Source organism: Streptomyces sp. NPDC032198 (assembly GCF_040636975.1).
GTDB lineage: Bacteria > Actinomycetota > Actinomycetes > Streptomycetales > Streptomycetaceae > Streptomyces.
In genome coordinates this window covers 280,621-291,938 of record NZ_JBEZVL010000015.1, presented here as the reverse complement: position 1 = coordinate 291,938, position 11,318 = coordinate 280,621, and the positions used below count along the sequence as shown (strand labels likewise).

12 protein-coding genes and 1 pseudogene are annotated in these 11,318 nt (G+C 69.8%); 1 reads left to right on the top strand and 12 read right to left on the bottom strand.

Annotated features, from left to right (window positions below; genetic code table 11):
- The 4 genes and pseudogenes from AB0E78_RS34590 to AB0E78_RS34575 form a co-directional block, all read right to left on the bottom strand.
- Positions 1 to 341, bottom strand: a pseudogene (locus tag AB0E78_RS34590) (electron transfer flavoprotein subunit alpha/FixB family protein); the annotation flags it as partial.
- Positions 342 to 400: 59 nt separating this feature from the next.
- Positions 401 to 1,186, bottom strand: coding sequence for an electron transfer flavoprotein subunit beta/FixA family protein (locus tag AB0E78_RS34585; RefSeq protein ID WP_361841222.1), 786 nt, complete (start codon positions 1,184 to 1,186; stop codon positions 401 to 403).
- Between the two features lie 229 nt (positions 1,187 to 1,415).
- Positions 1,416 to 1,925 (bottom strand): flavin reductase family protein, encoded by a 510-nt coding sequence (locus AB0E78_RS34580; RefSeq protein WP_361841219.1) that lies wholly within the window; start codon positions 1,923 to 1,925, stop codon positions 1,416 to 1,418.
- Positions 1,926 to 2,165: 240 nt separating this feature from the next.
- Positions 2,166 to 2,528 carry a thioredoxin family protein gene (locus tag AB0E78_RS34575; protein ID WP_361841216.1) on the bottom strand — a complete coding sequence of 121 codons (363 nt, stop codon included), beginning with the start codon at positions 2,526 to 2,528 and terminating at the stop codon, positions 2,166 to 2,168.
- A gap of 200 nt (positions 2,529 to 2,728) precedes the next feature.
- Here AB0E78_RS34575 and AB0E78_RS34570 point away from each other — a divergent pair, with 200 nt between their 5' ends.
- Positions 2,729 to 3,457: a lysophospholipid acyltransferase family protein gene (locus AB0E78_RS34570; RefSeq protein ID WP_361841213.1), complete on the top strand. Its 729-nt coding sequence runs from the start codon at positions 2,729 to 2,731 to the stop codon at positions 3,455 to 3,457.
- Positions 3,458 to 3,462: 5 nt separating this feature from the next.
- Here the strand turns inward: AB0E78_RS34570 and AB0E78_RS34565 are convergent, their stop codons facing one another.
- From AB0E78_RS34565 to AB0E78_RS34530, 8 genes are all read right to left on the bottom strand, one after another.
- Positions 3,463 to 4,182, bottom strand: a complete 720-nt coding sequence (locus AB0E78_RS34565; RefSeq protein WP_361841210.1) for a phenylalanine--tRNA ligase beta subunit-related protein — start codon at positions 4,180 to 4,182, stop codon at positions 3,463 to 3,465.
- A 14-nt stretch (positions 4,183 to 4,196) separates the two neighbouring features.
- On the bottom strand, positions 4,197 to 4,790 hold the full coding sequence (locus AB0E78_RS34560; protein WP_361841207.1) for a transglutaminase family protein: 594 nt from the start codon (positions 4,788 to 4,790) through the stop codon (positions 4,197 to 4,199).
- 87 nt (positions 4,791 to 4,877) lie between these two features.
- Positions 4,878 to 5,948 (bottom strand): low specificity L-threonine aldolase, encoded by a 1,071-nt coding sequence (locus tag AB0E78_RS34555; protein WP_361841205.1) that lies wholly within the window; start codon positions 5,946 to 5,948, stop codon positions 4,878 to 4,880.
- Positions 5,949 to 5,977: 29 nt separating this feature from the next.
- The gene (locus AB0E78_RS34550; protein ID WP_361841202.1) at positions 5,978 to 6,748 is read right to left on the bottom strand and encodes an SDR family NAD(P)-dependent oxidoreductase; all 771 of its coding nucleotides are present in this window, start codon (positions 6,746 to 6,748) and stop codon (positions 5,978 to 5,980) included.
- Positions 6,745 to 8,160, bottom strand: a complete 1,416-nt coding sequence (locus AB0E78_RS34545; protein ID WP_361841199.1) for a DUF6421 family protein — start codon at positions 8,158 to 8,160, stop codon at positions 6,745 to 6,747. The genes AB0E78_RS34550 and AB0E78_RS34545 overlap by 4 nt, the downstream gene beginning before the upstream one ends.
- 81 nt (positions 8,161 to 8,241) lie before the next feature.
- Complete coding sequence (locus tag AB0E78_RS34540; RefSeq protein WP_361841196.1) at positions 8,242 to 9,249, bottom strand: alpha/beta hydrolase; 1,008 nt, start codon at positions 9,247 to 9,249, stop codon at positions 8,242 to 8,244.
- Positions 9,246 to 10,376, bottom strand: coding sequence for an LLM class flavin-dependent oxidoreductase (locus AB0E78_RS34535; protein ID WP_361841193.1), 1,131 nt, complete (start codon positions 10,374 to 10,376; stop codon positions 9,246 to 9,248). The genes AB0E78_RS34540 and AB0E78_RS34535 overlap by 4 nt, the downstream gene beginning before the upstream one ends.
- Before the next feature lie 234 nt (positions 10,377 to 10,610).
- Positions 10,611 to 11,171, bottom strand: coding sequence for a tellurite resistance TerB family protein (locus AB0E78_RS34530; RefSeq protein ID WP_361841190.1), 561 nt, complete (start codon positions 11,169 to 11,171; stop codon positions 10,611 to 10,613).
- Positions 11,172 to 11,318: the final 147 nt, after the last annotated feature.

The window sequence follows — 11,318 nt, the reverse complement described above, 5'->3', positions numbered from 1 at the left end:
TCGGTGATCAGACCGGCCTTGATACGGACCGCGAGGCGCGCCGCGATCTCCTTGCCCTCGGCGGACGACGGCACCAGCACCGCGGCCGGGGACACCGCCTCGTAGGCGGCCTGCAGCGCGTCCACCTTCGGCACGACGAGGTAGTCGGCGAACTCGGCGGCATCGGCGGTGAGTACCTTCACCGCGCCGTGCTCGGCGAGCGCGGCGGCGGTGTCGGCAGCGCCGTTGCCCAGCGCCAGCGCGACGGGCTCACCGATCCGGCGGGCCAGCGTCAGCAGCTCAAGGGTGGGCTTGCGGACGGCACCGTCCACGTGGTCGACGTAGACCAGAACTTCAGCCATGGGACTTCAATCTCCTGCGGTTACGAAGAAGTTGGGCGGATTTCAGCGGTGGCTGAAGCTCAGATGAACTTCTGGCCCGCGAGGAACTCGGCGAGCTGCTTGCCGCCCTCGCCCTCGTCCTTGACGATCGTGCCCGCGGTGCGCGCGGGACGCTCGGTGGCCGAGTCGACCTTCGTCCAGGCACCCTCCAGGCCCACGTCCTCGGCCTCCAGGTCGAGGTCGGAGAGGTCCCAGGCCTGAACCGGCTTCTTCTTGGCGGCCATGATGCCCTTGAAGGACGGGTAACGCGCCTCGCCCGACTGGTCGGTGACCGACACGACGGCGGGCAGCGAGGCCTCGAGCTGCTCGGACGCGGCGTCGCCGTCGCGGCGGCCCTTGACGACGCCGTCCTCGACGGAGACCTCGGAGAGCAGCGTGACCTGCGGGACGCCCAGGCGCTCGGCGAGGAGCGCGGGGACCACACCGGCGGTGCCGTCCGTGGACGCCATGCCCGAGATCACCAGGTCGTAGCCGGCCTTCTCGATCGCCTTCGCCAGCACCAGCGACGTACCGATGATGTCCGTGCCGTGCAGGTCGTCGTCCTCGACGTGGATGGCCTTGTCCGCACCCATGGACAGCGCCTTGCGCAGGGCGTCCTTGGCGTCCTCGGGGCCCACCGTCAGCACGGTGATCTCCGCGTCGTCCGCCTCGTCCGCGATCTGCAACGCCTGCTCGACCGCGTACTCGTCCAGCTCCGACAGCAGGCCGTCCACGTCATCACGGTCGACGGTCAGGTCATCGGCGAAGTGCCGGTCGCCGGTGGCGTCCGGCACGTACTTCACGGTGACAACGATCCTCAAGCTCACGCCGGCTCTCCTACTGCATCGTCTTTACTGGGCTGCTGCCTTGCTCTGGCCACTGCCTTCCTGCAGGCAGCATAGGCGCCCGCAGGGGCGGATCCCGGTCGGGGCGGCCCGCGCTCCGACCAGAATATTACTCGCCAGTACACCTATGTCATTCCCACTAAGCAAGCGCTTTGAACTGTGACCTTCCCAACGCTCTGTAATCGGCTTCGGGAAGGCCACCCGGGAACTTTCAGTCGCGCAGAGCGTTGAAGCGACCCTGGTGATAGAGCAGCGGCCGACCGGCACCCGCGGGGTCGCCCACCACGGCCTCCGCGAGGACGATCCGGTGGTCACCGGCAGGCACCCGCGCAGCGACCCTGCACACCAGCCAGGCCAGCGTGCCGTCGAGCACGGGGACCCCCTCGGGACCCTCGTACCAGCGGGTGTCCGCGCCGAAGCGGTCGGCGCCGCTGCGCGCGAAGGTCGTGGCGAGGTCGAGCTGATGCTCGCCGAGTATGTGGACGCCGACGTGTTCGGCCTCGGAGACCGCGGGCCAGCTGGAGGCCCCCGTACCGATGCCGAACGAGAGCATCGGGGGCTCGGCGGAGACCGAGACGAGCGAGGTGGCGGTGAAGCCGACCGGCCCCGAGGGACCCTGGGCGGTGATCACGGCGACCCCCGCCGCGTGCTGCCGGAAGACAGAGCGCAGGAGGTCGGGGGAGGCGAGCTGGGGAGTGCGGAGATCGGGCGTGGCCGTCATGGACTTGTCCTTCTGCAGGAGGTACGAGCGGTTCCGTGGCTGCTCAGCAGCCCGGACAGCGCGCACTTGCATGACGGGCGAGGTCCACGTGGACGCGCTCGTAGAGAAGGAGCTCCGGAGGCATGGGAGCAGGCTGGCGATAGGTGCGGGGTGCAGTCAAGTCCGTTCCGCGATGTGAAAGGCGCCCCTGGGTCATGCCCCTCCTCCCCCGCAACCGCGGACTCACACGCCCCCGCGGCCTCACACGGCCTCGCCGAGGGCGGCGATCACATCGATCCTGCGCGGCTGCCCGGTCGCGCGCCGCACGACCTGTCCGTCCGCGTCGAGCACCAGCACCGTCGGCGTCTTGAGGATGCCCAGTTCCCGTACGAGATCGAGTTCGGCCTCGGCGTCGATCTCCACGTGTGCGACGCCGGGGACCATTTCGGCCACCTCGGCGAGCACCCGGCGCGTTGCGCGACACGGCTGGCAGAAGGCGCTGGAGAACTGCACGAGCGTCGCGCGCTCACCCAGCCCGTGTCCCGCCCACGTGCCCGCCGCCGGAGCGTCGGGCCGGTCCCCCGCCTCGCGTATCCGCACGTCAGCCTCCCGCCCCTGCGTCATGATCCATCCATCCCCGACTTCAGCGTCCGGGTGCCCGCGAACATTCCCAACGTGACGAGAATCTCGCGCTCCCCGGGCACGATGGGTGGTCAGCGGTCCGTTCTTGGGGCACGATCTGCGCAACGCCGAAAAACCTACGGCTGCGTAACTTCCCGCCGGGAACCCCCTCCCCAGGCAGAAACGAAGGGTCATCCCCACCCATGGCAGAGCTTGTCTACCGTCCGGTCATCGGTGCCGCGAAAACCCTGTTCAAGGCATGGGACCTGAAGATCGACTGCAAGGGGTCGGAGAACATCCCTCGCACCGGTGGAGCGGTGCTGGTCAGCAACCACATCAGCTATCTCGACTTCATCTTCGACGGCCTCGCGGCGCTGCCGCAGAAGCGTCTCGTGCGTTTCATGGCCAAGGAGTCGGTGTTCCGCCACAGGATCTCCGGTCCGCTGATGCGCGGGATGAAGCACATCCCCGTCGACCGCAAGCAGGGTGAGACGGCTTACCAGCACGCGCTCGACTCGCTGCGTTCCGGGGAGATCATCGGCGTCTTCCCCGAGGCGACGATCTCGCCTTCGTTCACGCTGAAGTCCTTCAAGTCGGGCGCCGCGCGCATGGCGCAGGAGGCCGGCGTCCCGCTGATCCCGATGGCGCTGTGGGGCACCCAGCGTCTGTGGACCAAGGGCCAGCCGCGCAACTTCAAGCGCAGCCACATCCCGATCACGATCCGGGTCGGCGAGCCCCTCGAGGCTCCGAAGGACCAGTTCGCGGGCGCGATCACCCGCCGCCTGCGCGAGCGCTGCCAGGAGCTCCTCGAGGCCGCGCAGCGCGCCTATCCCGTACGCCCCAAGGGCCCGGACGACACGTGGTGGATGCCGGCGCACCTCGGCGGCACCGCGCCGACTCCGGCCGAGGTGAAGGCCGCCGAGGCGAGCTGAATCGATTACTCCGCGCGGTCGGACGGGCTCCCGGACGGCCGCACCGGCGCGTGGACGGTGAGCTGCGCGCCGGGGCTGAACTTCGCGAGCAGTTCGGCCAGTTCCGCGCCCGCTTCCTCGACGCCGGAGTCCGGCCCCATCCCCTCCAGCAGGAAGATGGCGTTGACCGACTCCTCCGTGAGGCGGGTGCGCGGCCCCTGGCGCCAGTTCCAGCGGCGGCAGGTGACGCCCTCGTCGTCGCACCAGACGACCTCGCCCGCGTCCGGATGCTCGACGGCCTGCTCTCCCGCGGCCATGGTGACGAAGTCCTCGGTGCCGTCGGCCCGCACCAGGCGCATGCCGCCCTTGATCTGGTCCAGGTCCTCGCCGCCGACCGGGATCAGGTGGGCGACGCTGATCGCGTTGTAGACGTCGACGAGGGCGTTGATCCGCGGCAGGCCGCCGTCGGCGAGGGCACGCTTGGCCAGCGCCTCGGCGGAGTTGCGGGTACGGGACGGCTTCGCGCCGAAGGCGCTGTACGCCGCGCGCCAGGCCACCATGTGCGGGTCCTCGTGCGGGGCACGGCCGTCGAGCCGCTCGGCGAGGCGGCGCGCGGCGTCGTCGAGGAGGGCCGAGGTCCCGTCGGTACTCGGCCCATTGACGAGCCCGTGGGCCTCGATGGCGACGTGGGTGAAGCCGGGCGCGATGGCGCCCACTTCGTCGGTCACGGTGATCTGGAAGGTCATCGTCTGCCTTGCGTTCAGAGTGTGTCGGGGAGGTGCTCCCACAGGTACGGCCGGTCCGGGGCGTCTTGCAGGGCGCGCAGGACCGCCGGGTGCGGTACATCAAACAGTACCGGATAGTCCATCTCACTGGACTCGACGTCCGCCATGAAGGCAAGGCGCTCCCCGTCGAGGGAGAAGCGGGCGTCGACGCCGGGCTTGTTCCCGCGGGGGTCCTGCCGGTGCCAAGCACCCCGGAAGCGGACGGCGACGAGACCGTGCAGGCAGTGCCCGGTGCCCGCGTCGTGCGTCAGCCGCTGGTAGCAGAGGGCGGTCGGGATGTCCTCGGCACGCAGCAGCGCGGCCAGAGCGTGGGACTTGGCGTGGCAGATGCCGGTGCGCTGCTCCAGGACGTCGGAGGCGCGCCACGTCACCTGCGGATCGCCGCTGTCGGCGGAGTGCGGGATGGCGTCCCGCACGAACTCGTAGGCCGCGCGGGCGTATGTGTATGAATCCGTGGCCTGCCCCGCGAGACGGGCGGCCGTCTCGCGTACGAGCGGATGTTGATGGTCGATGACCTCGTCGGCGGCCAAGTAGGCGGACAGGTCGGGGTTCTGCTGGATCAGCTGCATGGCACGGGAGCATAGAAATGCGATCGACCGCACGTCAATGCTTTTACGGTCGATCGCATACCTATGCAGCGAGGGAGAGCGTGGTGGCTAGCGCGCCATCTCTTCCTTGAGGGCCGCGACGAAGCCGTCCACGTCCTCCTCGCGCGTGTCGAACGCACACATCCAGCGGACGTCGCCCGCGGCCTCGTCCCAGAAGTAGAAGCGGTACTGCTTCTGCAGGCGCTCGCTCACGTCGTGCGGCAGCCGCGCGAAGACGGCGTTGGCCTGCACCGGGTAGAGGATCTCCACGCCGTGGACGGCGCGCACGCCTTCGGCCAGGCGCTGCGCCATCTCGTTCGCGTGCCGGGCGTTGCGCAGCCAGAGGTCCTTGGCTAGCAGCGCCTCCAACTGCACCGACACGAAACGCATCTTGGAGGCGAGCTGCATGGACATCTTGCGCAGGTGCTTCATGTGGCTGACGGCGTCCTGGTTGAGGACGACGACGGCCTCCCCGAAGAGCGCGCCGTTCTTCGTGCCGCCCAGGGACAGGATGTCCACGCCGACCGCGTTCGTGAACGTCCGCATGGGGACGTCGAGGGACGCGGCGGCGTTCGATATGCGCGAGCCGTCGAGGTGCACCTTCATGCCGAGCTGGTGCGCGTGGTCGCAGATGGCGCGGATCTCGTCGGGCGTGTAGAGCGTGCCCAGTTCGGTGTTCTGCGCGATCGAGACGACCTGCGGCATCGCCCGGTGCTCGTCGTCCCAGCCGAATGCCTGCTTGTCGATCAGCTCGGGCGTCAGCTTGCCGTCGGGCGTCGGGACCGTGAGCAGCTTCAGGCCGCCCATGCGCTCGGGAGCGCCGCCCTCGTCCACGTTGATGTGCGCGGACTCGGCGCAGATCACCGCGCCCCAGCGGTCGGTGATCGCCTGGAGCGCGACGACGTTGGCCCCCGTGCCGTTGAAGACCGGGAACGCCTCGGCCGTGGGGCCGAAGTGGCCGCGGATGACCTGCTGGAGGTTGGCCGTGTAGTCGTCCTCGCCGTACGCGATCTGGTGACCGCCGTTGGCGAGGGCTAGGGCGGCGAGCACCTCCGGGTGGGCGCCCGCGTAGTTGTCGCTCGCGAACCCCCGGACGTCCGGGTCGTGGTGGCGGCGCGCGTCGGTCTTCGGAGGGTTCACGGGCTCTCTGTCACGGGTGTCGCGAGCGGTCACGGCTTCTCGGTCAGCCACAGGCGGGTTCCGTTCACTTCTCCGGCGGGCCGCTCCCAGACTCCGGCGATGGCCTCGGCCAGCTCCTTGACGTCCGTGAAGCCCGCGAACTTCGCGTTGGGCCGCTCCGCGCGCATCGCGTCGTGCACCAGCGCCTTGACCACCAGGATGGCAGCCGCCGACGTCGGGCCCTGCTCGCCCCCCGCCTTGCGGAAGGCGTCGCCGAGGGCCAGGGTCCAGGCCTCGGCCGCGGCCTTCGATGCGGAGTACGCCGCGTTGCCCGCCGTGGGCTTGGAGGCGCCGGCCGCGCTGATCAGGAGATAGCGGCCGCGGTCGCTGCGCTGCAGGCCCTCCTGGAAGGCGAGCGTGGTGTGCTGCACGGTGCGGATCAGGAGCTTTTCGAGCAGGTCCCAGTCGGCGAGGTCGGTCTCGGCGAAGGTGGCGCTGCCGCGCCAGCCGCCGACGAGGTGGACCAGGCCGTCGATCCGCCCGAACTCCTTCTCGGTGCGGGCGGCCCACCCCTTGGTCGCTTCGAGGTCCAGGAGGTCGACCGTGTCGCCTATGACGGTGGCGCCGCCGTGCGCGTACCGGGCGGCGTCCACGGCCTCCGCGAGGCGTGCCGCGTCGGCGTCGGACGCCACGACCGTGGCACCGGCCTCGGCGAGCCGCAGCAGCGTGGCACGGCCTGCCGGACCGCCTGCCCCCGCGACCGCGATCACGGCTCCTTCGAGTGCGGACATGGTCCTCGCCTCCTTGGTGCGGTCGCTCATGCGGCGACCCGCTCGGCACCCGCCGCGGTGATCCCCTTGGTGGAGGCGATCACGTGCTTGAGTTTCTTGGAGAGCGCCTCATAGAACATGCTGAGCGGAAACTCGTCAGGAAGCACGTCGTCGACGAGTTTCCGGGGCGGAAGCTGCACATCCAGGGCGTCGGGGCCCTTGGCCCAGCGCGATCCGGGGTGCGGGGCGAGGTACTGGGACACCAAGTCGTACGCGGCGAACCAGTGCACCAGCTTCGGGCGGTCGATGCCCGCGCGGTAGAGCTCCTCGATCTCGGCACACAGCTGGTTGGTGACCTGCGGCGCGCGCTTCCAGTCGATCTTGAGCTTGTTGTCGGTCCAGCGGACGACGTCGTGCTTGTGGAGGTACGCGAAGAGCAGCTGGCCGCCGAGCCCGTCGTAGTTCTTGACGCGGTCGCCCGTGACCGGGAAGCGGAACATCCGGTCGAAGAGGACGGCGTACTGCACGTCACGGGCCTGCGGGACGCCCTCGGCCTCCAGCTTCACGGCCTCCTTGAAGGCGGTGAGGTCGCAGCGCAGCTCCTCCAGGCCGTACATCCAGAACGGCTGGCGCTGCTTGATCATGAAGGGGTCGAAGGGCAGGTCGCCGTGGCTGTGGGTGCGGTCGTGGACCATGTCCCACAGCACGAACGCCTGCTGGCAGCGGTCCTGGTCGCCGATCATCTCGCGGATGTCGTCCGGGAGTTCGAGGCCCAGGATGTCGACGGAGGCCTCGGTGACGCGGCGGAAGCGGGCCGCCTCGCGGTCACAGAAGATGCCGCCCCAGCTGAAGCGCTCGGGGGCCTCGCGCACGGCGATGGTCTCCGGGAAGAGCACGGCCGAGTTCGTGTCGTACCCGGCGGTGAAGTCCTCGAAGGTGATGCCGCAGAACAGCGGGTTGTCGTAGCGCGTGCGCTCCAGCTCGGCCAGCCACTCCGGCCAGACCATGCGCAGCACGACCGCCTCGAGATTGCGGTCCGGGTTGCCGTTCTGCGTGTACATGGGGAAGACCACGAGGTGCTGCAGGCCGTCCTCGCGGTGCGCCGCGGGCTGGAAGGCAAGGAGCGAGTCCAGGAAGTCCGGCACCTCGAAGCCGCCGTCGGCCCAGCGCCGCAGGTCCGCGCCGAGCGCCTGGTGGTACGCGGCGTCGTGCGGCAGGAGCGGGGCGAGCTGGTCGACCGCGGATATCACGCGGTCGACGGCGAGTTCGGCCACGGCCTTCGCCGGGGCGCCCTCCGCGTCGAAGTCGATCGAGCCGTCCGCGGACTGCCACGGGCGGATCTCTTCCACGGCGTCCTTGAGCATCGGCCAAGCCGGGTGCTCCACGACCCTTCCCATGGGGGCACCCCCACTCACGGGAGGAACCGACCCTTCCGTAACCCTCTGCACAAGAATTTCCGTCACTTGTCAACCTCCACGGGAGAACCTCGCGTTAGAACACCGTATGCGTGCGAGGTTCTCCACCACAAGAGGGGGCTCGGGAAATTATCCTGTGGTACCCCCAACATCACCGCTGATTTTCCTGCTGGATACCGTTGAGGCGACTGCTTCTGCCACTTCTGCCACCGCTGCCCGCGCATCGTCCAGGAGCAGCGGGAAGCCCAGGAACCCGTGGAACATCTCCGGATGGTGCCCCCGCGTCACCGGAACCCCCGCCAGCCGCAGGGTGACCGCGTACGCGATGCCCTCGTCGCACAGCGGATCGCAGCCCGCCGTGATGATGTGCGCGGGCGGCAGCGCGGTGACGTCCGCGCCCAGCGGGGAGGCGTAGGGGTGGGTGGCGTCGCCGTCCGGGCCGATGTACTGCTGCCAGAACCAGCGCATGTGCGTGGCCGTGAGGAAGTAGCCGGTCGCGTTCGACGTATACGAGCCGCTGCTCTGCCCCGCGTCGAGCACGGGGTAGATCAGCACCTGGAGCGCCACGGCGGGCCCTCCCCGGTCCCGTGCCATCAGGGCCGCCACGGTGGCGAGGCCGCCCCCGCTGCTGTCCCCGGCCGTCACCACGGCGCCGGGATCACCGCCGAGCGCGCCCGCCCGGGTCTCGGCCGCGGCCCAGCACAGGGCCGCGTACGCGTCCTCGGTGGCCGCGGGGAAGCGGTGCTCGGGGGCGAGGCGGTAGGCGACGGAGACCACGACGGCCCCTGACTCGGCGCAGAGGGTGTGGGCCGTGGCGTCGTGGCTGTCGAGTCCGCAGAGGGTGTAGCCACCGCCGTGGAAGAAGACGACCGTGGGGCGGGGGCCGCTCTCCACCTCGGGGCGATAGATCCGTACGGCCAGGTCGGGGGCGCCGGCAGGTCCGGGTACGGCCCGCTCCTCCACCCCGCCCACCGGCACCGCGGCCTTCTCCGCGGAGGGCGCCGCGGAGAGGATACGGCGGGCCTCCGCCGCGTCGGTCACGGTGCCGCCGAGGTCGGGAAAGGCGGCGCTCAGCGCGTCGACGAGGGGCCGCGCCGCCGGGGCGAGGCGGTCGCCGTCCACGTCCCTCGCCGTCACCCCGCCTCCTGGGCGCGGAAGTACGGGATGACCTTCTCGCCCCACTGCCGCAGGGTCTCCATGCACGCCTCCTGCGGGACGGTGCCCATCTGGATGAGGCACATGATCTCGTCGGCGCCCGCGTCGCGGAGCCGTTCCACGTACGCGATGGCGTCGTCGGCGGTCCCATAGGCGTGATCGGCGTTGAAAGTGGCCGTGGACGTGGGCCGTACCGGAATGTTGTGCTCGTGCAGCCGCGCGACGACCTGCTCGGCGGCCTCACGCATCGCGGCCGCCTCGTCGGCCCCTTCGACCACGGCCTCGTCGGGAATGCCGGCGCCGCCGTACCAGTGCCCGATGGACTGCGCGAAGAACCGCTGCCCGCGGATGCCGACGCGCTGGGCCGTCTCCCGGTCGTCGAGCACGATGGTCGGACACAGCACGGAGAAGTGGTCGTTGACGACGCCGGACACGAAGCGCGCGTCACTGCGGCCCGCGATCGCCGCGTCGTACGCCGCACGCATCCCGGCGATCGAATCGGGCCCCGCGAAGCCCATCACCAGTGCGCCGATGCCGAGTTCGGCGGCCTGCTTCAGGGTCTCGGTCCTGCTGCAGGCGAGGAAGAGCGGAGGGTGGGGGGTCTGCCGCGGCCGGGGCAGGATGGGGTGCGGATCGATGTCGAGCAACGCGCCGTGATGCTCCAGCTCCTCGCTCGCCCAGGCCTTCCCGATGATCTGCAGTGCCTCTTCGACCTCCTGCGTCGTACGTTCCTTGTCGACGCCGCAGAGTGAGGTCTCCTGGAGCGTCCCGCCGCGCCCCGCCCCGAGGTCGAGCCGTCCGCCGGACAGCAGGTCGAGCATGGCGGCGCGTTCGGCGACGCGCGCCGGGTGGTTGAACCGGAACGGCATGCACACCACACCGTGGCCGATGCGGATGGTGCTGGTGCGTGCGGCCACCCAGGTCAGGAAGATCTCCGGGGCGCTCATGTGGGCGTACCACTTCAGGGAGTGGTGCTCGACCGCCCAGATGCGGTCGAAGCCCATCTCCTCGGCGAGGACGGCCTGTTCGACGCTGTCGTGGATGAGTTGGTGCTCACGCTCGACGGTGGGGTCGGCGAGCTGCGCTTCGAATATGACGGAGAACTTCACGTGCCCTCCAGGGAGTTGGGCCACTGAGCCACTCAGCCGCTGCGGTGCGGGCGGCACTGTTTCGATTAGCCATATGACTAGTCGTCAGGTGCTGAAGTAGCAAGGGCTTCCGCGGAGGCTCTTCGAGGGCTCTTCGGGGGCTCTTCGGGGGCTCTTCACAACAGAGCCGGGGCCCGCACCATGAGGTACGGGCCCCGGCTCGCGCGCCACTTCGCGCGCCGATGTCGCCTGTGATCAGAGGCCGAACTCCTGCGGGGAGAGGTTGAGCGCCGCGCACGCCTCGCGCAGGACCTGCTCCTCGGCCGGGGCGATGTACCCGTCCGCTCCGGCGACGACGAACCCGGTCTGCACGACCGCCTTGGCCTCCACCGGCTTCTTCGCCGCCTTGGCGATCTCCTGCATGACCTCCGTCTTGCCCTGCTGGAAGTTGAACGTCAGCTGGTCGACGTGCTTGTTGAACCGCTGCTGGAGCTGCTCGGGCGGGAAGTTCTTCAGGACGTCGTTCTGCAGGATCAGTGACTCCACGTGCTGCCGCTCGGCCGGGTCGACCGAGCCGTCGGCGGCAGCGACCAGGGCGCACATGGCCATGCTCGCGTCACGGTACGAACCGCTCTTGAGCTCCGTCTTGAGGGAGGCGAGCTGGGACTTGAGCACGCCCACGAGCTGCGCCTTCGACCCCCCTCCCGACCGTGACCCCGATCCCTGACCCGGCCGTCCCTGACCGCCGGAGCTGCGTGCCCCCTGCGACTGCTGCAGACCCTTGGCCTGGTCCTTGATCCGGTCCCACATCGCCATCCGTGCCACCTCGACTGCCTGTTAGCTCGTCCGCGCGCTTTTCCGCGCGTCCTCCTGCCAACGCCTCCCCGCCCCTCGAAGTTCCGTCGCCGACTGCGGCAGGAACGGCGCCAGGAGAGGAACCGATCAGGAATGGAGAAGCACCGG

What these genes read in the sequence shown, in the direction of transcription:
- AB0E78_RS34580 (WP_361841219.1), bottom strand. Translation starts at nt 1,925, where the DNA reads ATGACGGCCACGCCCGATCTCCGCACTCCCCAGCTCGCCTCCCCCGAC.
- AB0E78_RS34550 (WP_361841202.1), bottom strand. Translation starts at nt 6,748, where the DNA reads ATGAGCGACCGCACCAAGGAGGCGAGGACCATGTCCGCACTCGAAGGA.
- AB0E78_RS34530 (WP_361841190.1), bottom strand. Translation starts at nt 11,171, where the DNA reads ATGGCGATGTGGGACCGGATCAAGGACCAGGCCAAGGGTCTGCAGCAG.
- AB0E78_RS34575 (WP_361841216.1), bottom strand. Translation starts at nt 2,528, where the DNA reads ATGACGCAGGGGCGGGAGGCTGACGTGCGGATACGCGAGGCGGGGGAC.
- AB0E78_RS34570 (WP_361841213.1), top strand. Translation starts at nt 2,729, where the DNA reads ATGGCAGAGCTTGTCTACCGTCCGGTCATCGGTGCCGCGAAAACCCTG.
- AB0E78_RS34560 (WP_361841207.1), bottom strand. Translation starts at nt 4,790, where the DNA reads ATGCAGCTGATCCAGCAGAACCCCGACCTGTCCGCCTACTTGGCCGCC.
- AB0E78_RS34565 (WP_361841210.1), bottom strand. Translation starts at nt 4,182, where the DNA reads ATGACCTTCCAGATCACCGTGACCGACGAAGTGGGCGCCATCGCGCCC.